Below are 23447 nucleotides of genomic sequence, written 5' to 3'. Positions count from 1 at the left end.
CGATGAAGGCAACGGTCGCGATCTGTACGCATAACAGATCCAAAGATACCAAGGAAGCGGTGGAGAGCGTCATGTCCAGCGGGACAGATCTTGACGATTATGAAGTGATCGTCGTGGACAATCGGTCGACCGACGATACGGCTGCTGTCATGAAAGCTCTGCAAGAACGATACGGCGAGAGGCTGAGGTATGTATTCGAAGGAGAGCTTGGACTATCGGTCGCGCGCAATCGGGCCATTCGGGAGGCTAAGGGAACATACATCCTCTTTCTGGATGACGACGCGTTGGCCATGCCGGGATGGATGGAGGCGATTGTGGACGTATTCGAGAGCGATGCCGCCATCGGCTGCGTCGGGGGGCGGATTGACCCCGTCTGGGAAAGCGCCGAACCCGATTGGATACCGGAGGAGCATCGTTCGGTATTCACCATTCTGGATTACGCTCCAACGATCACGGAGATGGAGGCTCCTTCGATTCCCTATGGCGCGAATGTCGCATTCCGGCGGGAGCTGTTTCTCGACATCGGCCATTTCCGGGAAGATCTCGGCAGAAGGGGCGGCAAGCTGTTATCCAGCGAGGAGAGCGAGCTTATTGGACGGCTGAGGCGGAGCCACAAAGTTTATTATACGCCGCATGGCGGCGTCCGGCATAAAATCTCGAAGGAACGCGCCACCAGGAAGTGGTTCCTTAAGCGCATGTTCTGGCAAGGCGTAAGCGATGCCGTCAGGCGAGAGGACAGGAGCGCATTCGCCGTTGCGAAACACATCGTCAGACTGCTGCAGGCCGTCGTTTCCATGCTGCCGGCCGTCTTCCGCCCCAAAGCGTTTATCAGGCAGCTGGTCCATATTTGTTACCGCAACGGATCGTTGATCGGCATCCTTCGCTACGGCGGCGGCAGGAGCTGACAATGACGATGTCGCAATTGGCCATTCGTAAAGTTTGGAAAGGAAGCGGGTTAGCCGGTACGATCTTTCGCACAAGCGCAACGAATCTTCTCGTGATGGCGCTTAGCACGCTGACATCAATCGCAACGGCTCGCATGTTCGGAGTCGTCGGCAAAGGAGAGTTTTCGGCCATCCTGTTATGGCCGACGCTGCTGGCGGGCATCGTGTCCTTCGGTCTCCCGACTTCGCTTATCTTCAACGTCAAGCGGCATCCCGGGAAGGAATCGCAGCTAATCCGAACGGGATTCCTGTTCCAGCTGCCCGTCGCGGCGGTGACGGGCGGCATCGCGTGGATCTTTATGCCGGCGTGGCTTGCCGGATATCCCGAGCCGGTGGTGGCTGCCGCCAGATGGTACGCCGCCGGCATGCTGCCCGTTCTGCTCGCCATCAACCTGCTTTCCGCGCTTGCCCAGAGCATGGGCCGTTTTCAAGTATATAACGGCGTGCGGTTATACGTGCCGCTCCTCAATCTCGCCGGACTTCTCGCTCTCTGGGCTGCGGGCAACCTGTCGTTGACCTCCGCGGCCGTCGTATTCCTAGTTACGACGGTAGCCGTTGCAGCGGCGGCAGCTTACAAGATCCGCGAAAATCTTGTGGTTGGCTGGCTGAGGGGACTGCGGGACCGAATGGCGGCCAAAGCGTTGCTGGGTTACGGCAGCAAGGTGTTTGGGGTGGAGCTGCTGGGAACCGTGTACGCCCAATTCGACAAGCTGGTTATTCTGTCGATGCTGTCGGCCAGAGAGCTTGGGCTCTACACTGTCGTTTACGCGTTGTCCCGCGTGTTCAACGTTGTGCAGACCGCAATTACAAGCGTCGTGTTCCCAAAGGTTACGGGGCAGGACAACGGGGTCATTATTTCAACCGTCGGACGCGCTTTCAGGCTGACCATGCTGCTGATGACGCTTGTTGCCGTGCCCTGCATGCTAATCGGCCGATCGCTGATGGGTATGTTGTTCGGAGAACCGTTTCTGGATGCAAGCACGGCCTTCTATATTTTATCCGCGGAGTGCATCGTTGGCGGCGGAGCATGGATATTGGCGTCCGCCTTTAATGCGATGGGCAGGCCGGGACTTGTGCTCATCCGGCAAATGATCGCGCTGGCCGTGACGGTCGGACTGTTTTTCGCGCTAGTCCCGACATTTGGGCTTAACGGGATTGCAGCCGCCTTGCTGATCGGCGCCTGGGTCAGGCTTGCGGTCACGCTCCTGTCGATGCGGCTCGTTTTTCGCGTCAAGCTTGGAGCTTTACTCTTCCAGCGGGAAGATTTCCGTTTTCTCACGGAAGCCATTACGGCAAAAATGAAACGCAAGGAGTGAATGAAGATCATGTTGACGGTTCATGCCACCCATCCCATGGACGAGCTCAAACGTCGGCTCAGACCGATCCTGAAAGTCATACCGCCGGGTTCTACGGTTCAATACGTGGATTACCCGGTCTACAACAACGGCGGCGATCTGCTCATCATGAAAGGGACGGAGGCTTTCTTTCGGGACTACGGCATTCGTGTTTACGCCCGATACAGCGTCCTGGATTTCCCTGATCGGCTGAGCATGCCGCCGGAACATATTATCGTTCTTCAAGGCGGCGGCAATTTCGGGGATTTGTACCCCGTCCATCAGCAGCTCCGCGAGAGGATCGTATCGGAGTATACAGGCAATCGAGTGGTGATCCTGCCTCAGACGGTTTACTACCGGAACGAGTCCGAGTTCGACCGTACGGCGGATATCTTTAATCGGCATCCCGATTTGCATCTCTTCGTCCGCGACCCGCAGTCCCATGATGCTGCGTCGAAGAAGTTCGTGCGCTGCTCCGTTCAGTTGGCGCCGGATATGGCGCATCAGCTATGGCCGATTGCCTCCAAGGCAGCACCAGCCAAGGAGCTTCTCCGGTTTCTGCGCACGGACATCGAGAAGGCGAGCGGGCAGGAGCAGCTGGAGTCCGCGCGCGATGGTGATTATCTGGACTGGAATTCGCTCTACAACCGCGTCGAACGGAAGTCGATCAGCATGATCGGAAGCGCGATGAGGCGGCGGAGCGGTATCCTGCCGATGGGCACGATATGGAACAAATACAGCGATTACCTGGTAGACAAGGCCATACGCAGGTTTAGCGAATACCGTTCCATCCAGACCTCCCGGCTTCACGGCCATATATTATCGTGCCTGATGGACAAGCCCAACACGCTGCTGGACAATTCTTACGGCAAAAATTCGGGTTATTTTCACACATGGACAAGCGCCGTGCAGACGGCTCGACTGCATGGACAAGCATGATCGAAATCAGCATAAGGGAGCGTGGCCAGAATGAAAATTTTATTATTGTCCGGAGGTTCCGGCAAACGGCTTTGGCCTTTGTCTAATGATTCCAGATCCAAACAATTTCTAAAGGTACTCCCAGGCGCTGACGGTATGTTGGAATCCATGGTGAAGCGGGTATGGGGGCAGATCGAACGCGCAGGCATGCGGGAACATGCTTATATCGCAACCAGCAAATCCCAGGTGGAGATGATTCAGAGTCAATTGGGCAGCGAGATCGAGCTGATTGTCGAACCCGAGCGAAGAGATACTTTCCCCGCCATCGCGCTAGCCGCAACGTATCTCTATTCGGTGCAAGGAGTCAGTATGGACGAGACGATCGTGGTCATGCCGGTCGATCCGTATGTGGAGGAGTCTTTCTTCGAAGTAAGCAAGGAGCTTGAGAAAGTGTTGAACGACTCCGGAGCCAATCTGGCGTTGATGGGCGTCAAACCAACCTATCCTTCCGAAAAATACGGCTATATCGTACCAGCCGGGCCTGGCCGAGAACCGGACGCCGGAGGCTATATCCATGTCGGCAGCTTCAAAGAAAAACCGACGGAATCGGAAGCGGCCGAGCTAATCGGCAGAGATGCGCTTTGGAACTGCGGAGTGTTCGCATTTAAGCTGGATTATCTCATTAATGTGCTCATTGCGTGCGGCTACCCCATCCAATACGACGAGATGCAGAAGCAATACGGCAAGCTGCCCAAGATCAGCTTCGATTACGAGATTGTGGAGCGTTCGAATCATATCGTCGCGCTCCCGTTCGACGGCGAGTGGAAGGATCTCGGCACATGGAACACGCTTACGGAGGAGATGAATGCTTCTATCATCGGAAAAGGCATTATTGCGGGCAATTCCAGCGGCACTCATGTCATTAACGAGTTGGACATTCCCATTACGCTGCTGGGTTTGTCCAACGTCGTGGTGGCCGCGAGCCCGGACGGCATTCTCGTATCGGATAAACCTTCAAGCCCGATGATCAAAGAGATTATGAAACATTCTACTCAACGGCCCATGTACGAAGAACGGAGATGGGGGCGCTACAGAGTGCTCGATTATTTAAAATATCCGGATGGCAGCGAGGTGCTGACCAAACGGCTCTGCATATCGCCGGACCATAATTTAAGCTACCAATATCATGAGCTTCGCAGCGAGGTGTGGACAGTTATCGCAGGCGAAGGCGATATGGCGATGAACGGGCAAGTATTTCAGGTACGCTCGGGCGATGTGCTGACGATCAAGCAGGGCTGCAGACACAGTCTTCGCGCGCGGACGGAAATGGAGATCATCGAAGTCCAGACGGGCAGCGAGCTGGTGGAGGAAGACATTGTCAGATTGGCGTATGACTGGGAAGAGATCGTTACCATTTGCGGAGCTCGCACTCCTCACTGAAAGGGGATATACGAATGAGAATCACGGTAGTCGGTACCGGATATGTAGGTCTCGTATCGGGCGTATGCTACGCGAAGCTGGGACATGACGTGATGTGCGTCGACAAGGATCCTGGCAAGATCCGGATTCTTAACGAGGGGGGCGTCCCCATTTACGAGCCTGGACTGAGGGAGCTGATAGCCGAGGTGCGTCAGGCGGGATCATTATCGTTCGGCACGGATTTGCCGAATGCCGTCCGTCGGTCGGAGTTGATTATTTTGGCCGTGGGCACGCCGCCTTTGCCAAACGGCGAAGCCAACCTGGCTTATATCGATCATGCGGCGTTGGAAGTAGCGGAGGCAATGAACGACCGCAAAATCATAGCGGTCAAAAGCACCGTACCCGTCGGCACGAATGAACGGCTGGCAGGTTTGATGCGATCCCGGTCGGCAGTTGCTTTCGACAGCATTTCCTTGCCCGAATTTCTGCGCGAAGGGTCCGCGATCCACGATACGCTTCATCCGGATCGTATCATCATTGGTGCGGATTCCGAGGAGGCGGCGAGCAAGATGCTCGAGTTGCACAAGCCGCTTACAGATCGAATCATCGTGACGGACATACGAAGCGCGGAGATGATCAAATATGCCTCCAATGCCTTTCTGGCAACTAAAATTTCGTTTATTAACGAAATTGCTAATATTTGCGAGAAGGTTGGAGCAGATGTTTCCCAGGTGGCGGAGGGGATGGGCTGCGACAGAAGGATCGGCCCCTCATTTCTGCAAGCGGGCATCGGCTACGGAGGTTCCTGCTTTCCGAAGGATACGAACGCTCTCATACAAATTGCCGGGCATGTGAATTACGAATTCAAGCTGCTTCGATCCGTCGTCGAGGTGAACCAGGATCAGCGATTCAGCGTCATTCGCAAGCTTAACGCGATCTTCGGCGGAGAGCTTGAAGGGTTGAACGTTGCGGTATGGGGTCTTGCGTTTAAGCCCAATACCGATGACGTAAGAGATACGCCGGCTCTAGAGATCATTGGGCGTCTTCTGGATGCGGGCGCGAAGGTGCGGGCCTATGATCCCGTCGCCTTGGACAACTTCCGAACGCTGCTGGGCAGAGAAGGCGTAACCTGGTGCGGAGACGCCATGGAAGCTGCGCAGGGGACGGACGCGTTATGTCTGCTTACCGATTGGCCCGAATTTGCCGGAGTCGACTTAAGCCGTCTTCAAGCCGCAATGGCCCGGCCCGTCCTAATTGATGGCCGCAACGTGTTTCAGGAGAAGGAATTGCTCGGCACCGGGTTCGTTTATTATTCGGTCGGCCGTCCGAGCTTAAACAAGGGCGTGAAGCAGCCTATGCCCGCGCTGCAATTTTAAATAATCATACACATGGAGAGGAGAACGGATGATGAGAATGAAAAAAAGTTTGACGGCTTCCATGCTTGCGGCAGCCTTGTTGGGTACGTCGTTAACCGGATTGCCGTCTGGCATGGGAGGGCTGTCTGGCGGCCCCGAGTACGCGAGCGCCGCAGGCGATTCGGGGGCAAAGCTCCCATCGCGAGTGTTTCTGGAGAGAATGAACGAGCTTCATAAGGCGCTCGCCGAAGGAGATCCCGTCGATGTGCAGGATGTCAGAAATCTGCGTGACGAGATAGCCGCTCTGGATGTGGATGCCAATCTCAAGCTGCTGGATCCCGTTTGGAACAAAATATCGACGAAGCTTCCGGATCACGTTGACGAACCGGAGCTAAAACGTACGCTGTTTCGCATTGTAAAATCTGTCGGTTCCTTCCGATACGACCCGGAAGCGTCTGATTTGGAGGAAATCCGCACGAATCCGGAATACCGGGCGGCCTTAAAGACGATTGCGGCGGCCGGAGGAAATCCTGATATTGTGATGGACGACTTCCTGGTCTTCCTGTTCGGTGACGGAGCGGGACGAAAGGGCGTAGAAGGAACGATCGCATCGGAGCTTGCGGTGATGTCATCCCTGGAGTTGCTCGGTTTGCTCGGAAGCAACGAAGGGATTACGAATGTACTGTTGCAAGCAACGGATAAGCTGCTTGCCAAGAAGGGTGACTATGCGTTTGTCGACATACTGAGTGGACTCGGCGTTACGGCAAAGGATATTAGATCGCTTGTGCTGAACTTCCAGGTCAAGCTTCAGAAAGACGTTCCGGCCATTCGCGCGATGACGGTTGCTTACCTCCGTACGGCTTCCGAGGCTGTAGCGGCAGTGAGCGAAGACGGGCGGGAGCATCGTTATTCGCTGCGTGTCGCAGGTGTAGCCGTACCGCAAATTGCGCTGGTATGGTCGAAAGTGTCCGGCGACTCCATTGTCACCGTCAGCTCTAAAGGCGTGGTGTCGATTCCGTCCAGTGCCCAAAAAGCTTCGGCTGTCATTCGGGCAAGTCTTCAGAATCCGTATGGCGGATCCCCGAAAGTGATATTCGAACAAGAGGTCACCTTGAAGGCAGTCGGCGATGGCGAGGAAGGCGAAGTGTTCCCGGTCGAAGCTTTCCTCGAGCGGATGAACAAGCTCAGGGATGCCCTGCTTGCGGGCGATCCCGCTGACGTAGACGCGGTTCGCAGCTTTAGGGATGAATGGACAAAGCTTTCTTTCTCAAAGGACGGCAAGCTGCTGGATCCGCTATGGAAACGGGTAAAACCGAATTTGCCGAAAACGGTTGACGAGGCGAAGCTGAAAAGGGATCTGTTCGATATTCTCGTGGCCGTCGGTTCGTTCCGTTACGATCCCAAAGCTTCCGATCTGGAGGAAATCCGCAGCAATCCAGAATTCCGCGCAGCCTTAAAGACTCTCGCGGCGGCGGGAGGCGTTTCGAACGTAACGATGGACGACTTCCTTATTCTGCTGTTCGGCGATGGGAAAGAACGCGGAGGTTTGGAGGGCGAAATGCTGGAGAGTGTGTCCAAAATGAAACCATCCGAGCTTGCCCTTCTGCTGCGCAATAAGAATAAGCTGAGCGCGCTTGTCGCGGACTCGCTTGCAGGAATAATGGAGGAAGAAGAGGAGTATCCGCTGGCCAAGGCTCTTGCCGATCTTGGCGTCCGACCTATCGATATGCGGCAAACGGCCAAGAGCTTCCAATCCAAATTCAAGCATGACGAGGAAGCGGCGCTGGCCATGGCGATTGCGTATATCCGCTCGGAGGCCGAGGTCGCCGTCAAGGTGACGGATTACGGCAGACAGCATCAGTATTCGTTGTCTTTCCAAGGCATCGAGCTTCCGGATCATGCATTGCAGTGGAGCAAGGTGTCGGGTGACAAAGAGGTGTCGGTGAGCTCAAACGGCAGAGTGACGATTCCGAAGGGGACGGCATCTGCGACGGCGCTCATTCAAGCCGCTGTTTCGAATCCGAGCGGCAAAGGAGGCAAGGTCGTATTCCAGCAGGAAGTGACGCTGGTCAATGAACAAGAGGAGGACCAGACGGCTCAGAAAATCGCAGCATTGCTTCAAGCGTTGGATGGAAAGCTGGCCAAGATCGAGGTAAGGCTTGCTTCTTCCAAGACCGATATTCAGAAAGTGAGCTTGTTGCTGGATACGGCACGCGAAGGCAATCATGCCGCAAGAGAACTTCTTAAACTGAACGCGGGTGCGCAGCAGAAGGAAGAAGCATTGGCTCAAATCAAGACCAAGGTCAATGCTACGATAACAAAAATCATAAAGTCGCTTCTAGAATTTTAGAAGCTGGATGACCGGCGAGCCGCTGCAAGCGGCTTCGCCGGAACGTCATTCTTTATGGATTTACGAAGGCGGTGAATGCATTCGATGTTAAAGAGGAACAGGTTCGGAAAAAGAATAAGACGAATACGTAAGCCCAATATTGCCGTTATGGCGCTTGCCACGCTGACGGTCATTTTATTGCTCGCTTGGGGCGCACTGTATTGGCAGGATCAATCGGGCGGCACGGCAGTCGCGCAAGGGAACAATGAAAATGATCTGCCCGTTATCATGTTGGACTTGGACGCAGGACAGGAGCTGCCGCAAGGAGGAGAACAAGGCGCAGTGCCGGAGGATCAGGAAGGAAAAGGAGGGAGCGGAGAGGCTGGAGGTCTGCTAGAGGAATTGAAGAATTCCCCGGGAGGACTTCTTGGCTTGGAGGAAGGCTGGCCGAACCTCCCAAGTTCCGAGCAAGAGGCAGAAGGCAACGATGACGATGTTACGCTGCCGACTACGGGAGCGGATCCGACCGCGAATGGCAGCGACGACGATGCGAAGCAAAATTCCGGCGGTACAACGGCGAAGCCGGCTGTAACACCCACTCCTGCTCCGCCAACCAAGCCGTCACAAAAACCTGGACTCGGACCGATTGTTACGGACAAGCCGAGTTCGACTCCCGCGTCTACGGAGAAACCGGCCGCCTCGCCAGTGCCGTCTCCTTCCACTGCACCTACGCCCGAAGAATCCGATAACGGGCTGGAACACCAATATGAGCTGGAATTGCTAGGTCTTCAGGCAGGCTGCATTATGGATGTGAAGTCGGTGCTTAAAGAGACGGAGACTCAAGTAGGGAACGTGGAAGCGACAGATCTAGTGGCGCTTCAGCGCATTGGAGCCGAAGCCGCCGCTAGTCTGGAAGCGGCAAGCGTTGTTTGCGAAACGCAATTTAACGAGGTTGCGGCAAGGGCTGGCCAAGACGGGGTGTCTGCCGAAAAAATAGGCGAGTGGGGGAAAACATACAATGAAGTTATGGAACAACTGCGGGCAGAAGCAGAGTTGAAGCTGCAGCAGATGCTCGGCATGTAAGTCAATCTTCCTCGGGGAGGGACCGATCGCGAAGAACCCGCTCCATCAAGCTGCGGATCAGCTCCAGATCGCCCTTCTCCAAGGGAACCCCGTCCCAATGGAGCTTGCCAATATTCAAATATTCCTTGGCATTGTGATTAATCTCGGCGGGTAGCTCCGCATAATCCGTAAGGCCTAACAAATAGTCGGCCGATGTGCGCAGTTTCCGGGATATCGTTTGGATGGACTCAATTGTGGGTTGTCTATAACCGGACTCGTATCCCGCATAGGTGCTTTTGGCGACACCTACATAATCCGCGACTTCCTGCATGGTCAATTTCCTTTTTTTCCTCAGCTGCTTCAGTCGTTGACCAAACATGGCATCTCCCCCTCAAGACTCATCTTTGATATCTTGTCCTTCTATTATGGTAGTATTCTCCTAGACAATGCAAACATAATTATAACATGATTTCCAATTGCATGTACAAGTAAACCCAATTATAATCCATAGCGGCGAATATTCCATGTAATGACCGGCTCAAGCTTATTGGCAAGCGCGAATAGAGGACCTTACGTTACTTTCGTTTCATGCCCAGGAAAGACAGCTCCCCGGTGTCATTGCGTTTGAAGATACATTCCCACTGGATCCAGTTATGATGAAACCGCTCCTCGGATATCGGGTATATGCGGTGAATTTCTCTGTCGTTCCATTGAAAGAACATACCGTCCTCATCCCGACTAACAACCGCTTTGCAGCCGAAACCCTCATAGACGCCGATATAAGCTGAGAATTGTTCCTGCGTCAGCGCGTAAGGCGCGGGGAATTCGGGAACGATTGTTTCCTTGCCGAAAACAAGCGAGGACAAGGCATCTGCAAGCTTCGTCGCCGGTACATAATCGTAATTCGTGAGCACGATAACGGTCGTTTCGTCATCCGGAAAGCGGTGCAGCTCGGAGCGGAAGCCGCGGTAAGCCCCTCCGTGGTAAATTCGTTTCCGGTCATGTTTTTCGTCAATAAACCAGCCGAGCCCGTAACCTGCGCCTTCCCTATAAAAGGCTTGTTCCAGTGTAGAACGCTTCACGAGTTTCGCAGAGTCGAAGGATTGCGCCCATGCGTACAAGTCGTCAATCGTAGAATACATGCCGCCCGCAGAGAAGACCGTCCCCATCTCAACGAATTCCGCGGGTATGGGACCATTGCCGGAAGCATGGTAAGCGGAGGAAAGACCTGGTATGAGGCTTCTGCCATCATTTACTCCGGTATTCCCGAGTCCAAGCGGCTGCAAGATACGGGTTGAGATAAATTGGCCGAACGTGATTCCGCTAGCGGCTTCGATAACGAGCCCAAGTAAATAGTAGCCCGAATTGTTGTAAGCAAACCGCTCCCCGGGCGCAAATTCCATAGGTTGGCTCAGCAACAGGCGCAGTGTCTCCTCCCTGGAAACGGGTCTTTTGTTAAGCCCTTCGTTGTATGCCGGAATACTTGTGAAATTGGGAAGTCCGGAGACGTGGTTTATAGCTTGACGAATCGTAATCGGAGGAGCGGCATGCATCTCCGGAACAAATCGACTCAGCAAGTCATCGAAATGTAGCCGTCCTTCTTCGGCTAGCATAGCCGTTGCGAGCGCGGTGAAAGATTTCGTTACGGACCATACGCCGAACTTCGTATCCGTCCGATTAGGTACGTCGTGCTCCAGGCTAGCGTGTCCATAGGCCTCGCGAAACAATATTTCACCTTTCCGCGCCACGAGGATCGTGCCGCTGAACGGCCATTTGGCCATGTAATGATCCATGTATTGTCGCAAAGCTTGTCCGGTTGCGGTTGTCATGTTTAAAATCCTCCTTCAAGAATACTTTTTCTTATCATACACGTTCTGGCATTCATTTGCTCGGACATGCTATACTGGTCTCGAATCAGGACAAAAAAGGAGAGACGACGATGCCGATTAATGTTTATTTGAACTTCAATGGCAACACGCGCGAAGCCATCGAATTTTACGCAGAGGTCTTTGGACAAGAAGTTCCCAAAATCATGACCTTCGGCGAAGTGCCGGCCGACCCGAACCATCCGCTTCCAGAAGAAGCGAAAAACATGGTCATGCATTCCCGGTTAGAAATACTGGGGAGTATTGTCATGTTTTCGGATGTATTTCCAGGCATGCCGTTTACGATGGGCAACAACTTCTCGCTTTCTGTCGTTACGGAGGATCGGGATGTGCTTCAATCCGCGTTCAATCGGCTGCAAGAAGGCGGCAACGTCATAATGGAGCTGCAAGAAACGTTTTGGGCTCCGCTTTATGGCAGCCTTACGGACAAGTTCGGCGTACAATGGCAGTTTAATCTCGGCATGAACGAATTTTAAAGTAAAAATAACTTTAAATGTTGAATCAGCAATAGAGCCGGACAAGTTTTCTTGTCCGGCTCTATTGTAATTGCAACGATTTATTTTTGGATTTCTTCCAAACGCTCGCCCAAACGATCCCAAGTTTCCTTGATGCCTTGCTCCATGCCCATGTCCAGAACAGCCTTCAGCGATTCCGCCGTATTATAAATATTAATATTAATCAGTTTCGTTTTGCCTTCATAACTTTCGAATAGAAGCGTCGCATCCGTAGCCGGCATCTCTTCGGATAGATTGCCGTCTTTGTCGGAGAAGTAATCGGTGTACACAATCTTCTCATTTTCCACGATTTCTTTATAAAGGCTTTTTCCCCACGATTCCATACCGTAGAAATCTCCTTGCTCCTTGTCCTGGCAAGTCATGCAATAATGCCAAGAGCCGCCTGGACGGAAATCGACCGTGCAATGAGTAATGGCCCAGCCGCGCGGGCCCCACCAGTGCTTCAGATGCTCGGCTTGCGAAAATGCCTGGAAAACCAGGGAGGGAGGGGCGTTGAATACGCGCTCCAAAGTTAATACGTTGCCTTCTGCTTTTACCATCATAGCTTGTGTCATTGATAATTCCTCCTAATCGTTAATGGTCCAACAAAGGACGGCGTAGCCGTTTCAACTCACTCTTGCAACTTCTTTAAGTATTCGTCTAGGTTGTCATAACGCTCGCTCCACAACTTGCGGTAGCGGCCCAGCCAATGATCCATCTGCTGGAGCGGGTCGAATCGCAGCCTGTAGTGGCGGCGGTTCGCATCGGGCTGAACTTCGACGAGTCCGGCCTCGAGCAATACGCGAAGATGTTTGGAAACCTGCGGTTGGCGAATCCGGAGCCGCTCCGCGATCTCTCCCACGGTCAGAGGCCCATAAGCAAGCAGCTCTACGATGCGCAACCGGTTCGGCTCAGCGAGCGCGCTTAAGGTTGCGATATCCATATGCCGCCATCCTTTCCGCTTGTCAGTGACCTGCCGTTGTTACAATTTGAATATACCAGATCGAGAATATTCTCGTCAAGGAATATTTAAAACGTTTTGACGATTTTCAATTCGTAGAGTATGATTTATGACATGTACAGTAAATTAGTAAATTACTAAAATAAAACCATTCGGTAAAGGAGAATACCATGATGCAGATTCCAACAACGTTAAAACATAAACCCGTCATTGTTTCGGAAAATTACGATCAGGTGGATGGCCGGTATGCCAGCAACTCGGACGCCAAAGGTTTGTCGTTAGGGCTGGCGCAATGGAATGACAGGGGAAAGGTCGATATATCCGCTAAAGTGTGGAGACATACGGGAGGAAAGTGGTCCAGACAATCCGAGGAGCTTCCTCTGCACCGCGTGCTTGATCTGGCCATTCTTGTTTGCACCGGCATGGTTCACTTCCGCGAAGCGTACCGGTACAAGGAGCTATACGATACGGATAACCCGGTAATCGATCGTGTGGGGTTGCAGGGAGATGCCATGACGGTCTCCGTTTGTACGGACAACGAGAGAATTAATGAGGATATCAAGCTGTTTAGCCAGGCGCTGAGCGACGATGGCGAATTGTATGGCGAGCGGCTGCGCGCGTTGTCCCGAATTTTAAAAGAGATGGGTTACTAAAAGCTGATCCGACACCATCGGGCAAGCAAAGTCGGAAGTCGATTCTCCTGGTCTGTTAATCTAAATGTGCGGGAGGGATGAGGATGAACGGATTGGGTCCTTGGAATGATGCGATCCAGTACTTGGAAGAGAGGCTCACGGATGAGATCGATATGAAGGAAGCGGCTAAACGGGCCAGGTGCTCCGAATACCACTTTATGCGTATGTTTTCTTTCTTGTCGGGAACGACGCTCGCGGAATATATCCGTCGGAGACGTCTAACGCTGGCTGCACAGGAGCTAAGCGCCGGGGCGACGCGAATTATCGATGTTGCCGTCAAGTACGGGTATCAATCTCCGGATGCGTTTACCAGAGCGTTCCAGCAGCTTCATGGCTTAAATCCTTCGGATGTAAGAGCCGGGAGCCCAACGCTTAAAGCGTTCCCGCGAATGTCGTTTCAACTGACCATTCAAGGAGGAGATGCCATGCAATACCGTTTGGTGGAGAAAGAAGCATTTCGTATCGCAGGGTTGCGCAAGCGAGTGCCAATTGTATTTAACGGGGTCAATCCGGAAATTGCCGAGATGTGGAAGCAGCTGACGCCGGAGTTGATCGGAACGATCAAAGGATTGTCGAATATGGAGCCGCGAGGCATCATCAGCGCTTCCGTCAACTTTGACGAAGGTCGCATGCAAGAACGGGGGGAGCTGGACCATTATATCGGAGCGGCAACAAAGGAGCCGGTGACGGGAGAGCTTGCCGTTCTAGAGGTTGGACCATCCCATTGGGCCGTATTCGAATCCGTGGGTCCTTTCCCGGAGACGTTGCAGAAAATCTGGGGACGAATTTATTCGGAATGGTTTCCGTCATCGGATTATGAGATCGCGCCAGGTCCCGAGTTGCTGTGGAATGAAGGGAAGGATACGTCGTCCGAGACTTACAGAAGCGAAATTTGGATACCCGTGAAGAAGAAGCAGCAGGACAGGCAGTTTCCAAGCGATTAAGTGAAACAGGTAAGGGCAGAACCCGCATTTCATGCCGGTTCTGCCCTTGTCATTGTATTTATTTAAATTATTATTTCGATTGCAGGATTTTCGTCCAGAGCTCGGCGTCTTCATAGCCGAGTCTCCAAGCGGCTACGCCGGCCAAATCGTATTTTTTGGCGATCGCGATGCGCTTTAAAACGGTATCATGCGTCTCCGCCCAAAATACATGCGTGTAGCCGTCTTTTGTGTACGTATATTTGTTTTGCCCGGACTTGGCATCGAAGACGCCGGTCGCTTTTGTCTCGGCAATCAGCTTCGGCAGCTCCTTCATAAAGATGGCGCGATTATCGACGAGCTTGCCGGTTCCGTCAACCCGCCATTCGCGAACGTAGAACGGAATGCCTAACATCAGCTTGCTTCTCGGCACGCCGTAATCGAGGAACTGCTTGACGCCATCTTCCACCCACTTGAGTCCTGCGACGGAGCCCGGCTCCGTGCTGCCCTTCCAGTGTTCGTCGTAGGCCATGATCATAATCATGTCGACGATGCCGGCAAGCGCGGCATGATCGTATGCCGTCAAGTGATTCCAGCTCGCGTCTCCGCGCGGGAGATCGATCGATACCTTCAAACTTTTGGCATGGGCGGCATCGGTCAGCTTTTTGACGAATGCCGTGTACAACGCGCGGTCGGCGCCTGCCACCTCTTCGAAATCGAGATTAACGCCGTATACGCCAAGCGCGGACAACCGATTGACGAGCGAAGCGATGAATTTGGATTGGGCCTCGCTGTTTTTTAGAAACTCGGATGTCAGCTTGCGGTTAAAGCCGTTGTGTACGAGAGGCGTCACCTTGATGCCGCGATCCTTGAGCGTCTTCACGACGGAAGCATCGGAAGCATCCGACATCGTTCCGTCCGCCGAGGCAAGCTCGAACCAGGTCGGAGAATCGTAGTCCAATCCTTGCGTGTTCGAAACATGGCTCATAATCGTCGAGACGGCGCTGCTGCCGTTCCAGCCGAGTACTTGAAGATTTTTGACGTTGCTCCACAGGACGCGTCCATCCAATGTCCGGATGGAGCTGTTCGCGTAATGTTTGGCGTAATAAATCGCCGAGCTCAGCTTATGGTAAGCGTTAATCTTCTTGTCTCCTTGATAGACCTCGAGATAAGGTTTGCTGGACCATAAAACGGAGCCGTCTCGGATCACTTCGGCGTTTGCCAGCCATGTACCGGCTTTGACAGCATCTCGGAGTCCCAAGTACGTCTTTACGAGTCGTCCGCTTTGCCTGAGCTCGTATGTAAGTTCGTTTGATTGGACGGTTTTGCCGGTAGCGGTATTTACGACCTTGCTGCCTGGATGTTTCTCTGCCGCAATGATTGCGTTCTTAAGGAAAGAATAACGTTTCTCCCCTGTTACTGCCTGATCGTCAACGACGATGTCGTAGGATGCAGGAGCAGCGCTCTGAGCTTCGACTTGCGCCGCAGTCAAGTTATCCCAAACCCACTTGCCGCTTTCAAGATCGATAATATGGGCGTTTCCCCATTTGGCGGCTTCTTTTTTGGCGTCCTCCAGTGTGCGGAAGTTCCAAGTCGGCAAAGTGTTATCTCCTTGATACAACCGATAGTTTGGATAGGAGTCGTACATCCAGCCTACGTTCTCCAGATCGCGTATGCTTGCGTTGCTCAGCGTCTTGGCATAGGCAAGCGCTTCGTTGTACGTCTGGAATTCCATCTTGGACGTGGAATTGCCGTTTTGGTACACCTTATAATGCGGGAAGTTGTCCCAGATCCATTTGCGATCCGAGATTTTCTCAACGTGACTGTAGCTGTAATGCTTCGCATAATAAAGCGCTTGCGCTTCCGTCGCGAATTCCTTGAGCGCCTTGTCATTCTGATAGACGCGGTACATGGTTGTCTTGCTTGCCGTCGCTGCATCGGCTGTCGGCACTGCGGGTGACAGGAATGTCGAGGCAGCCATCAGCGTTACTGCGAGCAGACTAAGTTTCTTCCACAGATTCTATCACTCTCCTCATTGCAATCTACTAGATTAGACGCAAGGGGGGAAGAGGAGTTGCACGGCAAATGGATTGAAAATTGTGGAAGAGCGAAATGCTCACATCGTGAAAGAGGAGGATCGTGACAGGAAGACGAGAAAAAACGGCCTCCGAGGAGGCCGTTTCCGGTTGCGACAGCTTATATGATTACGGATTAGCTGGCTATATCCGCGAAAAATTCGCCAGCCTCTTCGTCCAGTCCAAGCTGGATGTCGGAGCGGAATGCGCGAATATTGTATTGCGAATATACATATTGTTCAATAGCTTCAAGCAGGTTGGCTTCAATCAAATATTGGCTGCGGCCTTGTACCCACATCTCTGCCGTATAACCGTATTCCTCATCCCACGACAACTGCACTTCTACGTCGGTAGGCTGCAAGCCGCGACGCTGAGCAGTATGATAACAAACCGCGTTAATAATCTCGTTTGTCAAGATTCTCACGATTAGTAAGGTCTCCGCGGATCCGGGTCATTCTTTTTCTTGCTCTTAAGATAGACAAATGCGACGCGGATCAACATGATGATCGCGAAGATCGCGAGCAGATTGATCAACAATCCGAAGATTTCGCCGAAAGCACCCATGCTTCCGAACATTCCGCCGAACAGCATGCCGGCCAAACCGCCGATCATCAAACCTTTCATCAAGCCGCTGCCGCCGAACAATCCGCCCTTAGCGGCTGTGCCGGCCGTACCTGCAGCCGCACCGGTTTTTGCTCCCGGATTCGACTGCGTGGCGCTGTCTTTCTTGGGCTGTGTGATGCTTTGCTTAGGAGATTTGAATCCGCCTCCTCGTTTCGCATCGGCAACTTGTCCGAAACCGAACGCGAAGATCAAGGTTAAAGCAACCATAACGATAAATCCCTTTTTCATTTGTCTTTCTTTCCTTTCTGCATCGCATAGATTGATATCATCATGGAATACGGTTACGATGAACGAGGGTTTCAATTTTTTTTAATATTTTTGTACATTTCGAAGGGAGGTTCGCGAACGTGCGTCCTTATCCTGTATCTTATATTGCCTACTTGGTCCATTTTCATGCAACAAGGGATTATTTCGAATGCCATGAGCTGCTGGAAGAGTATTGGAAGGAACATCCGGGAGATGGCCTAGCCGACTTGTGGGTAGGACTTATCCAATTGGCAGTCGGCCAATATCACGAACGAAGAGGCAACTTCCGCGGAGCGGGCAGCTTGTACAGAAAGTCGCTTAGCAAGCTGGAGCGCGTCGATGTGGAAGCTGCCGGACTGGCACGGGCGGACTTGCTCCGTAAGCTTGAGGAACGTGCCGATGCTGCGGGAGCGGAGAACGCAGAGGGTTACCGCGATATCAACCTGGTTGTCCAAGATGAAAAATTGAAATCGTTATGCCTAGAGGAATGCGCGAGACTCGGCGTAATCTGGGGCACGGACAGTACCATGGTGGATGAAAGCATTATCCATAGGCATAAGCTTCGGGACCGAAGCGGCGTCATAGCCGCAAGGCGCGAAGCTCTTCGTGCACGGAAAGAGTGAGACTATGCGTCGCCGGCTTTGGCCACGAGCTCCAGCTCGCCCGTATCGGGATCGATAATGAGCCCGTGTACGAGAATGTCGGCAGGGAGCAACGGATGATTGCGGATAATGTTTACGCTGTTCACAACGCTGTCCCGCACATTATCGAAGCCTGTCAGCCAGCGCATCAGATTGACGCCGGAATTTTTCAGTATTTCGATCGTTGCTTCCGGTACGCCCCGTTCTATCATATGTTCGACGATGAGTTCCGGATTAAGGCCCGTCATCCCGCAGTTATGATGACCGACGACGAAAACCTCGTCCGCTTGAAGCTCGTATAACGCAACGAGTACGCTTCGCATGATGCTGCCGAAAGGCTGCGTGATGATTCCGCCGGCCGTCTTGATGATTTTGGCGTCGCCGTTTTTCAAGTTCATGGATTTGGGCAGCAGCTCCGTCAGCCGTGTATCCATGCAAGTCAAAATGACCATCCGCTTGTCGGGAAATTTGCTGGTCGCGTACTGCTCGTATTGCTTCGTCGTTACAAAGGCGGAATTAAAGTCCATAATATCGTCGATTCTGCTCAAAAATAATGCCCCCCAAAAATGGAATTAAGACTACATGACCCGGTCGATAAACCGGAGATGCGATGTATAGATTTGACTGTCGCCGCGAAGGCTGAAGCTGCCTTCGGTTTCATTGTAATCGACTCTGAGATTGTCCTCGTAAAACACCTCTTGCCACGGCTCGTAATAGAACGTGAAAGGGTCTCCCGAAGCTTGACGATCGTTGCCGGTCGGCTCGCCAATCAGGCGCAAGGTGGGAACGCCGCTCATTCCGCAGCCGCGGTCCGTATCGTGCAGCAGCTTTAGCTTGGCGGAACCGTCCGCAAGATAGGGCTCCAGCTTTCTAGCAGCGGAAGCCGAGAATGTAATAAACATAATGATATTGCTCCTTCCGTCGGTTCTGGATGTTGCGGTCACCGGTCTTGCAGGTTTAAGATGATTATAAGGAGATCAAACTCCAATGACAAGACTAAGGAAGGCGGTTATCTGCGATGAGCGATCAACAAAAGGATACACTTGGCAAGTTCAGAGAAACCCTACATAAGATTTCCAGCTACAACGAAGCGCTTGGCGTACTCTACTGGGATCTGCGCACAGGCGCGCCGCGCAAAGGAATGGATACCCGGTCCGAGGCCATCGGCGCACTGTCCGGCGACATGTTTAAACTGTCGACATCGCCCGAGCTCGGCGAATGGTTGTCCCGGCTGGAGGAAGACGACGTATACGGGTCGTTGTCCGAAATTGACCGCAAGCTCGTCGATGAGACGCGCAAGGAATACGATCGCAGCGTCAAGATTCCGCCCAAGCTCTACGAGGAGTACGTCGTGTTGGCTTCGCAGTCGGAGTCGAAGTGGGAGGAAGCGAAGGCAGAAAATGATTATGCCGGCTTCCAGCCTTATTTGGAGAAAGTTATTCAATATACGAATCAATTCATCGATTTATGGGGGGCCAAGGAGACCCGCTATGATACATTGCTCGATCAATACGAGCCGGGGATGACGGTCAAAGAGCTGGATGGCGTATTCGGCGGCTTGCGTTCCGAGCTGGTCTCTTTATCGGCAAAAATAGCGGCGTCGCCCCATCAGCCGGATACATCGTTCCTTAGGCAGAAGTACGATAAGGCGGCGCAGAAGGATTTCAGTCTCTACATTCTGAAGCAAATGGGCTACGACTTCGACGCAGGCCGACTGGATGAAAGCGCACATCCCTTTGCTACCGGCCTAAACCCCGGAGATGTTCGCATAACGACCCGTTATCTGGAGGATGACGTCACTAGCGCTCTGTTCGGGACGATCCACGAGGGCGGACATGCGCTCTACGAGCAGAACATTAGCCGTTCTCTCGTCGGAACGCCCTTGTGCACAGGTACATCTATGGGCATCCACGAGTCGCAATCCCGCTTCTGGGAAAATGTCATCGGTCGGAGCCGCCCGTTTTGGAATCGGTACTTCGGCGAGCTCCAGGCAAGATTTCCCGGTCAGCTCGACGTATCCGTCGATGGATTTTACCGGGGCAACAATACCGTAGCTCCATCCCTGATCCGGATTGAGGCCGATGAGCTGACTTACAATCTTCATATCATCATTCGTTACGAGATGGAGAAGCTGATTTTTAATGATGGCGCGAAGGCGGCGGAACTGCCGGAGCTCTGGAACGCGAAGTACAAGGAATATCTCGGCGTAGAGCCTGCCTCTTACGCGGATGGAGTCATGCAGGACGTCCATTGGTCCGGCGGCGCGTTCGGATACTTTCCTTCTTATTCGCTTGGCAACATGTATGCGGCCCAATTCGCGGTTGCGATGGAGCGCGAGATGCCGGAAATGTGGACCAAAGTTGGGGCTGGAGAGTTGCATCCCATCAAAGACTGGCTTACGGAGAGAATCTATCAATACGGCAAGCTTCGCACGCCATCGGAGCTGATTAAAAACGTGACCGGCGAACCGCTAAATCCGCAATATCTCGTCCAATACTTGACGAAAAAATATACCGATATTTACAAGCTGTAAAGCTTGGCGTCCGAAGAACTAAAAAGGCCGACTCACAAACAGGTGAAAAAACATCGTCAAAAAAACGAAATGGCAGCGCCAGGAGTTTACTCTCGGAGCCGCCATTTTTTTTGGTCAAATGCACGGTTTTAGGCAGCGAGCCTAGAGCCTTTTCTTGCGTTAATCACCGTCTGGGCGGGAAACGCATAGGCTGGTGTACATCACATTATGCCTATAGGCGGGAGGAATGTAGCATGAAGAAAGGAAGGCTCGCATCCGTGTTTCTCGTTGCGGTGCTCGTGGCGGCAACGGCGCTGGCGGGCTGCGGGAAGGAATCGGAGGGCAAGAAGCTGGTCCGCATCGGAGAAGTTACGCGCTCATTGTTTTATGCGCCGCAATATGTGGCAATCGAAAAAGGTTTTTTTGCCGAAGAAGGGCTTGAGATCGAATTGACCACGACGCCGGGCGGCGACAAAACGATGACTGCCCTGCTTTCGGGCGTCATTGATGTCGCGCTGGTGGGATCGGAAACCTCAATCTACGTCTATCAGCAAGGCGCAGATGATCCCGTTATTAACTTCGCTCAGCTCACACAGACGGACGGTACGTTTCTCGTAGGCCGGGAAAAAGTTGAAAACTTTGATTGGAGCGTACTAAAGGGCACAACTTTCCTTGGGCAAAGAAAAGGCGGGATGCCTCAGATGGCCGGCGAATTCGCAATGAAAAAGCATGGCATCGATCCCCATGCGGACATGGAGATGATCCAGAACGTCGATTTTGCAAACATCGCGCCTGCCTTCGCCTCGGGAACGGGTGACTATGTCCAGCTGTTCGAACCTACCGCATCGATCTTTGAGAAGGAGGGACAGGGTTACGTCGTTGCTTCCTTCGGCACGGAGAGCGGCGAATTGCCTTATACGGTCTTTATGGCGAAAAACAGCTTTATCGACAAAAACAAAGCCCATGTGCAGGCTTTCACCAACGCTGTCTATAAGGCGCAGCAGTGGGTACAGGACAACGACGCGGCAACAATTGCCGAGACGGTGAAACCGTACTTCGAGAACGTAGAGCTGGATATTTTGACCAGTTCGATCGAACGTTACAAGGTACAGGGCTCCTTCTCCGTCGATCCCATTGTGGATGAAGCGGAGTGGAACAACTTGCTGGACGTAATTACGTCGGCCGGGGAGCTGCAGCAACGAACGGAGCATGGGACGCTAGTCAATACCAGCTTTGCCGAAACTGCTGTTGCCGGAGGAAAGTAAGGGATCTGTCCGGATTCTAAAGCGAAGGAGGCGAAGACCATGAACGAGCCTGTTATGTCGCTGAAAGATGTGTCACATGTGTATGTCAACGATAAAGGCGCTTCGCTCGCATTGGAAAATATCCATCTGGACATCGCCCCGGGTGAATTTGTCAGTCTTGTCGGTCCTAGCGGCTGCGGGAAAACGACGCTGCTGAGCCTGTTGGCGGGATTGTTCCCGCCTACTCTCGGCAGCGTAACGGTAGGCGGAAGGTCCGTCCAAGGACCGTCCCCCGCTGTGGGTTACATGCTTCAACAAGATTTCCTGTTCCCATGGCGGACGATACGGGATAATGCGGCAATCGGACTCGAGATCGCCGGAAGGCGAAACGAAAAGACGATGGCAGCCGTGGACCACTGGCTGGGCGAGCTTGGACTGGAAGGCAACGGAGGGCGGTATCCCCATGAACTGTCCGGCGGCATGCGCCAACGGGTTGCTCTTGCCCGCACGCTGGTTACCGAGCCCGACGTGCTTCTGCTTGACGAACCGTTTTCGGCTCTTGATCTCCATATCAAGCTGCAGCTCGAAGACCTTGTGCAGCATACGCTGGCCAGGCTGGGCAAGACGGCCGTATTGGTGACGCATGACTTGGCGGAGGCTGCGGCGATGAGCGATCGCGTCATCGTGCTCGGCAAGGGGCCCGGCCATATCCGGAGGGAAGTGAGCATCTCGGAACCGATACGGCAGGCTCCGCCGACAGAAGCACGCAGAATGGCGCAGTTCCAAAGCGTCTTCGATCAATTATGGGCGGAGTTCAATGACGGGGACGGCAAGGGAGGCGATCAGCATGGATAATCGCAGCCCGGGTGCGGAGAAAGGGTCGCAATCTGACAGCGTAATAAGCGAGAGCTATCCCTCTCGTGACACCGAATCGCGTGAAGTAGCTGCATTATCGGGCGTGCAGGAAGAGCGGCAAGCTCTGATGGACGGTCTGTACGGCCGCTATAAGGCGAAGACGCGGCAAATAAGGGGTCTGGCTGCATTGACGCAGCTTGCCATCTTGGTGTTGTCTCTTGGTTTGTGGGAGATAGCGGGCCGGAGCAAGTGGATCGATCCCCTGTTATTTAGCTATCCGTCCAAAATTATGGAGCTGATCTACTCGCTGGCGAGCGACGGCAGTCTCTGGCCCCATGTCGGAGCGACAGTAGGAGAGTCGATTGCAGGTTTCCTGCTCGGAACACTGTTCGGAACGGCGTTAGCCGCTTTGCTCTGGTGGTTCCCGTTTGTATCCCGCGTACTGGATCCTTATCTTGTCGTCCTGAACAGTATGCCTAAGGTCGCCTTGGGTCCGATCTTTATCGTTGCATTAGGTCCAGGTCTCCTGTCAATAGTCGCTATTACATTAATGGTGACGGTCATCATAACGACGATTAACATCTATAACCGGTTCCGTGAGATAGACAGCGGATATATTAAAGTAGTCCGATTGTTCGGCGCATCGCGGGCTCAGCTGTTCCGCATGGTTATTTTGCCGGGATCCTTCCCGGTTATGATCGCAACGTTGAAGGTAAACGTGGGGCTTGCATGGATTGGCGTTATTGTCGGCGAATTTCTTGTGGCCAAGATCGGACTAGGCTATCAGATTATTTACGGATTCCAGGTGTTTAACTTTACGCTCGTTTTATCGAGCCTGGTTGTCATCGGCTTAGTCGCGACGATCATGTACCAGTTGGTGGCCGCGCTCGAGCGGAGGTTGACTGAGGGCTGGCGGGAACGGTAGGATGGTGATGG

Annotated in this window: 24 protein-coding genes; 15 read left to right on the top strand and 9 right to left on the bottom strand. The window is 53.1% G+C overall.

Annotation, left to right across the window (positions count from 1 at the left end; translation table 11 throughout):
- Positions 1-2 precede the first annotated feature (2 nt).
- From B1748_RS18145 to B1748_RS18115, 7 genes are all read left to right on the top strand, one after another.
- On the top strand, positions 3-905 hold the full coding sequence (locus tag B1748_RS18145) for a glycosyltransferase (RefSeq protein WP_087569336.1): 903 nt from the start codon (positions 3-5) through the stop codon (positions 903-905).
- A 2-nt stretch (positions 906-907) separates the two neighbouring features.
- The gene (locus B1748_RS18140) at positions 908-2260 is read left to right on the top strand and encodes an oligosaccharide flippase family protein (RefSeq protein WP_256975749.1); all 1353 of its coding nucleotides are present in this window, start codon (positions 908-910) and stop codon (positions 2258-2260) included.
- Positions 2261-2269: 9 nt separating this feature from the next.
- Positions 2270-3217, top strand: a complete 948-nt coding sequence (locus tag B1748_RS18135) for a polysaccharide pyruvyl transferase family protein (protein WP_087569373.1) — start codon at positions 2270-2272, stop codon at positions 3215-3217.
- A 30-nt stretch (positions 3218-3247) separates the two neighbouring features.
- On the top strand, positions 3248-4636 hold the full coding sequence (locus tag B1748_RS18130; RefSeq protein WP_087569335.1) for a sugar phosphate nucleotidyltransferase: 1389 nt from the start codon (positions 3248-3250) through the stop codon (positions 4634-4636).
- A gap of 14 nt (positions 4637-4650) precedes the next feature.
- Positions 4651-5991, top strand: coding sequence for a UDP-glucose dehydrogenase family protein (locus tag B1748_RS18125; protein WP_087569334.1), 1341 nt, complete (start codon positions 4651-4653; stop codon positions 5989-5991).
- A 28-nt stretch (positions 5992-6019) separates the two neighbouring features.
- Positions 6020-8320, top strand: coding sequence for a hypothetical protein (locus tag B1748_RS18120; RefSeq protein WP_179215660.1), 2301 nt, complete (start codon positions 6020-6022; stop codon positions 8318-8320).
- An 84-nt stretch (positions 8321-8404) separates the two neighbouring features.
- Positions 8405-9382 (top strand): hypothetical protein, encoded by a 978-nt coding sequence (locus B1748_RS18115; RefSeq protein WP_143810327.1) that lies wholly within the window; start codon positions 8405-8407, stop codon positions 9380-9382.
- A gap of 1 nt (position 9383) precedes the next feature.
- Here the strand turns inward: B1748_RS18115 and B1748_RS18110 are convergent, their stop codons facing one another.
- Together B1748_RS18110 and B1748_RS18105 are read right to left on the bottom strand one after the other, a co-directional pair.
- Positions 9384-9740, bottom strand: coding sequence for a helix-turn-helix domain-containing protein (locus B1748_RS18110; protein WP_087569331.1), 357 nt, complete (start codon positions 9738-9740; stop codon positions 9384-9386).
- A 196-nt stretch (positions 9741-9936) separates the two neighbouring features.
- Complete coding sequence (locus B1748_RS18105) at positions 9937-11190, bottom strand: serine hydrolase domain-containing protein (RefSeq protein ID WP_087569330.1); 1254 nt, start codon at positions 11188-11190, stop codon at positions 9937-9939.
- 110 nt (positions 11191-11300) lie between these two features.
- Between B1748_RS18105 and B1748_RS18100 the strand changes: the two genes are divergently transcribed.
- Positions 11301-11723 carry a VOC family protein gene (locus tag B1748_RS18100; protein ID WP_087569329.1) on the top strand — a complete coding sequence of 141 codons (423 nt, stop codon included), beginning with the start codon at positions 11301-11303 and terminating at the stop codon, positions 11721-11723.
- Between the two features lie 80 nt (positions 11724-11803).
- Here B1748_RS18100 and B1748_RS18095 read toward each other — a convergent pair whose 3' ends face one another.
- Positions 11804-12316, bottom strand: a complete 513-nt coding sequence (locus B1748_RS18095) for an SRPBCC domain-containing protein (protein ID WP_087569328.1) — start codon at positions 12314-12316, stop codon at positions 11804-11806.
- Positions 12317-12372: 56 nt separating this feature from the next.
- Positions 12373-12684 carry an ArsR/SmtB family transcription factor gene (locus tag B1748_RS18090; RefSeq protein WP_087569327.1) on the bottom strand — a complete coding sequence of 104 codons (312 nt, stop codon included), beginning with the start codon at positions 12682-12684 and terminating at the stop codon, positions 12373-12375.
- 191 nt (positions 12685-12875) lie between these two features.
- On the opposite strand from B1748_RS18090, the gene B1748_RS18085 reads away from it, so the two are divergent.
- Both B1748_RS18085 and B1748_RS18080 read left to right on the top strand, forming a co-directional pair.
- On the top strand, positions 12876-13355 hold the full coding sequence (locus tag B1748_RS18085; protein ID WP_087569326.1) for a DUF6530 family protein: 480 nt from the start codon (positions 12876-12878) through the stop codon (positions 13353-13355).
- An 83-nt stretch (positions 13356-13438) separates the two neighbouring features.
- A complete protein-coding gene (locus B1748_RS18080) occupies positions 13439-14338 on the top strand; it encodes an AraC family transcriptional regulator (RefSeq protein WP_087569325.1) in 900 nt (299 codons plus the stop codon).
- Positions 14339-14408: 70 nt separating this feature from the next.
- Here B1748_RS18080 and B1748_RS18075 read toward each other — a convergent pair whose 3' ends face one another.
- The 3 genes from B1748_RS18075 to B1748_RS18065 form a co-directional block, all read right to left on the bottom strand.
- Entirely contained in the window at positions 14409-16295 is a 1887-nt protein-coding gene (locus tag B1748_RS18075; protein WP_087569324.1) for a glycosyl hydrolase family 18 protein, read from the bottom strand.
- 230 nt (positions 16296-16525) lie between these two features.
- Entirely contained in the window at positions 16526-16813 is a 288-nt protein-coding gene (locus tag B1748_RS18070) for a YxcD family protein (RefSeq protein WP_087569323.1), read from the bottom strand.
- 2 nt (positions 16814-16815) lie between these two features.
- Entirely contained in the window at positions 16816-17241 is a 426-nt protein-coding gene (locus tag B1748_RS18065; protein ID WP_087569322.1) for a hypothetical protein, read from the bottom strand.
- A 119-nt stretch (positions 17242-17360) separates the two neighbouring features.
- Here B1748_RS18065 and B1748_RS18060 point away from each other — a divergent pair, with 119 nt between their 5' ends.
- Positions 17361-17882, top strand: coding sequence for a DUF309 domain-containing protein (locus B1748_RS18060; protein WP_087569321.1), 522 nt, complete (start codon positions 17361-17363; stop codon positions 17880-17882).
- A 2-nt stretch (positions 17883-17884) separates the two neighbouring features.
- Here B1748_RS18060 and B1748_RS18055 read toward each other — a convergent pair whose 3' ends face one another.
- Both B1748_RS18055 and B1748_RS18050 read right to left on the bottom strand, forming a co-directional pair.
- Positions 17885-18448: a beta-class carbonic anhydrase gene (locus B1748_RS18055; RefSeq protein ID WP_087569320.1), complete on the bottom strand. Its 564-nt coding sequence runs from the start codon at positions 18446-18448 to the stop codon at positions 17885-17887.
- Positions 18449-18478: 30 nt separating this feature from the next.
- Positions 18479-18802 (bottom strand): iron-sulfur cluster biosynthesis family protein, encoded by a 324-nt coding sequence (locus B1748_RS18050; RefSeq protein WP_087569319.1) that lies wholly within the window; start codon positions 18800-18802, stop codon positions 18479-18481.
- Positions 18803-18918: 116 nt separating this feature from the next.
- On the opposite strand from B1748_RS18050, the gene B1748_RS18045 reads away from it, so the two are divergent.
- From B1748_RS18045 to B1748_RS18030, 4 genes are all read left to right on the top strand, one after another.
- The gene (locus tag B1748_RS18045) at positions 18919-20433 is read left to right on the top strand and encodes a carboxypeptidase M32 (protein WP_087569318.1); all 1515 of its coding nucleotides are present in this window, start codon (positions 18919-18921) and stop codon (positions 20431-20433) included.
- 233 nt (positions 20434-20666) lie between these two features.
- On the top strand, positions 20667-21677 hold the full coding sequence (locus tag B1748_RS18040) for an ABC transporter substrate-binding protein (RefSeq protein WP_087569317.1): 1011 nt from the start codon (positions 20667-20669) through the stop codon (positions 21675-21677).
- Positions 21678-21716: 39 nt separating this feature from the next.
- Positions 21717-22511, top strand: coding sequence for an ABC transporter ATP-binding protein (locus B1748_RS18035; protein ID WP_087569316.1), 795 nt, complete (start codon positions 21717-21719; stop codon positions 22509-22511).
- 127 nt (positions 22512-22638) lie between these two features.
- The gene (locus B1748_RS18030) at positions 22639-23436 is read left to right on the top strand and encodes an ABC transporter permease (protein WP_087569372.1); all 798 of its coding nucleotides are present in this window, start codon (positions 22639-22641) and stop codon (positions 23434-23436) included.
- The last annotated feature ends 11 nt before the right edge of the window (positions 23437-23447 follow it).

The sequence above is a fragment of the Paenibacillus sp. MY03 genome, assembly GCF_002165585.1.
In the GTDB taxonomy this organism is placed as follows: Bacteria; Bacillota; Bacilli; order Paenibacillales; family Paenibacillaceae; genus Pristimantibacillus; species Pristimantibacillus agaridevorans.
This window is presented reverse-complemented; position numbering and strand designations above follow the sequence as displayed.

What these genes read in the sequence shown, in the direction of transcription:
- B1748_RS18090 (WP_087569327.1), bottom strand. Translation starts at nt 12,684, where the DNA reads ATGGATATCGCAACCTTAAGCGCGCTCGCTGAGCCGAACCGGTTGCGC.
- B1748_RS18135 (WP_087569373.1), top strand. Translation starts at nt 2,270, where the DNA reads ATGTTGACGGTTCATGCCACCCATCCCATGGACGAGCTCAAACGTCGG.
- B1748_RS18130 (WP_087569335.1), top strand. Translation starts at nt 3,248, where the DNA reads ATGAAAATTTTATTATTGTCCGGAGGTTCCGGCAAACGGCTTTGGCCT.
- B1748_RS18080 (WP_087569325.1), top strand. Translation starts at nt 13,439, where the DNA reads ATGAACGGATTGGGTCCTTGGAATGATGCGATCCAGTACTTGGAAGAG.
- B1748_RS18075 (WP_087569324.1), bottom strand. Translation starts at nt 16,295, where the DNA reads ATGGCTGCCTCGACATTCCTGTCACCCGCAGTGCCGACAGCCGATGCA.
- B1748_RS18115 (WP_143810327.1), top strand. Translation starts at nt 8,405, where the DNA reads ATGTTAAAGAGGAACAGGTTCGGAAAAAGAATAAGACGAATACGTAAG.
- B1748_RS18125 (WP_087569334.1), top strand. Translation starts at nt 4,651, where the DNA reads ATGAGAATCACGGTAGTCGGTACCGGATATGTAGGTCTCGTATCGGGC.
- B1748_RS18120 (WP_179215660.1), top strand. Translation starts at nt 6,020, where the DNA reads ATGATGAGAATGAAAAAAAGTTTGACGGCTTCCATGCTTGCGGCAGCC.
- B1748_RS18140 (WP_256975749.1), top strand. Translation starts at nt 908, where the DNA reads ATGACGATGTCGCAATTGGCCATTCGTAAAGTTTGGAAAGGAAGCGGG.
- B1748_RS18035 (WP_087569316.1), top strand. Translation starts at nt 21,717, where the DNA reads ATGAACGAGCCTGTTATGTCGCTGAAAGATGTGTCACATGTGTATGTC.
- B1748_RS18065 (WP_087569322.1), bottom strand. Translation starts at nt 17,241, where the DNA reads ATGAAAAAGGGATTTATCGTTATGGTTGCTTTAACCTTGATCTTCGCG.
- B1748_RS18145 (WP_087569336.1), top strand. Translation starts at nt 3, where the DNA reads ATGAAGGCAACGGTCGCGATCTGTACGCATAACAGATCCAAAGATACC.
- B1748_RS18045 (WP_087569318.1), top strand. Translation starts at nt 18,919, where the DNA reads ATGAGCGATCAACAAAAGGATACACTTGGCAAGTTCAGAGAAACCCTA.
- B1748_RS18110 (WP_087569331.1), bottom strand. Translation starts at nt 9,740, where the DNA reads ATGTTTGGTCAACGACTGAAGCAGCTGAGGAAAAAAAGGAAATTGACC.
- B1748_RS18095 (WP_087569328.1), bottom strand. Translation starts at nt 12,316, where the DNA reads ATGACACAAGCTATGATGGTAAAAGCAGAAGGCAACGTATTAACTTTG.
- B1748_RS18030 (WP_087569372.1), top strand. Translation starts at nt 22,639, where the DNA reads ATGGACGGTCTGTACGGCCGCTATAAGGCGAAGACGCGGCAAATAAGG.
- B1748_RS18105 (WP_087569330.1), bottom strand. Translation starts at nt 11,190, where the DNA reads ATGACAACCGCAACCGGACAAGCTTTGCGACAATACATGGATCATTAC.
- B1748_RS18040 (WP_087569317.1), top strand. Translation starts at nt 20,667, where the DNA reads ATGAAGAAAGGAAGGCTCGCATCCGTGTTTCTCGTTGCGGTGCTCGTG.
- B1748_RS18100 (WP_087569329.1), top strand. Translation starts at nt 11,301, where the DNA reads ATGCCGATTAATGTTTATTTGAACTTCAATGGCAACACGCGCGAAGCC.
- B1748_RS18050 (WP_087569319.1), bottom strand. Translation starts at nt 18,802, where the DNA reads ATGTTTATTACATTCTCGGCTTCCGCTGCTAGAAAGCTGGAGCCCTAT.
- B1748_RS18085 (WP_087569326.1), top strand. Translation starts at nt 12,876, where the DNA reads ATGCAGATTCCAACAACGTTAAAACATAAACCCGTCATTGTTTCGGAA.